The organism is Oleiphilus sp. HI0061, from assembly GCF_001635675.1.
On the sequence record NZ_LWFE01000099.1, the window covers coordinates 1 to 783 of the forward strand.

1 protein-coding gene is annotated in these 783 nt (G+C 45.3%); it reads left to right on the top strand.

Going from position 1 to position 783, the window contains the following annotated elements; all coding sequences use genetic code 11:
• Positions 1 to 6 precede the first annotated feature (6 nt).
• The coding region (locus tag A3735_RS01225; protein ID WP_255375115.1) for a 7TM diverse intracellular signaling domain-containing protein at positions 7 to 783 on the top strand (777 nt) is incomplete at its 3' end.

Sequence of the window (783 nt, forward strand, 5' to 3'; positions counted from 1 at the left end):
ATTGGCATCTCTGCTGGAGAAAGAGTTTATACTTATTACGCCTCTTACGTTTTATGTATGTCGCTATATATGATTGCCATGACCGGGTACAACCGCCTGGCGTTTCCCGATTGGGGTGGAGAGGGTAGCTTCACCAACCTGACCGCTTGCTTGCTTGCGTTTTCTGCAACAGTATTCGTTCGCGAGCTACTTGAAACTAAGACAACAATCCCCAAGCTCGATATATTATTACGCCTGTTATTGGCTGCAACTTTTTCGACCATATTTCTACTAGGGTTTATGTCTGACCAACTTGCCTACATGTGTGTAGAAACGATAGGTCTAGTCATTCCAATTATCATACTTGTCTGTGCTATCGGTGCACTAAAGCGTCACCCCCCGATGGCGAAGTTGTTTCTTCTTGCCTGGACCACTCACCTTATTACGGGCACCCTATGGGTATGGATGTGGCTTGGATACACCCCCCCATCACTAGACACCCTCAATATTTTCATTGCAGGTTCAGTGACCGAGCAACTGCTGCTAGCCATCTTGCTTGGCTATAAATACGCAAACCTGAAACAAGAAAACCGTAAGCTGGCAAGAGACGACGAAAATTATCTGGGTGAGTCAACTCAAGACCAGTTAACAGGGGTTTTTAGTCGTCAAACCCTCTACACTCAAATTGAACATACAATTAAAACTAGCGAGAACGACCTTGTTTGGATCGATATTGATATTGACAACTTTCAGAAGTTTAATGAGGCGCACGGCCTTCACGCAGGCGACCTATTGCTTAGCGAG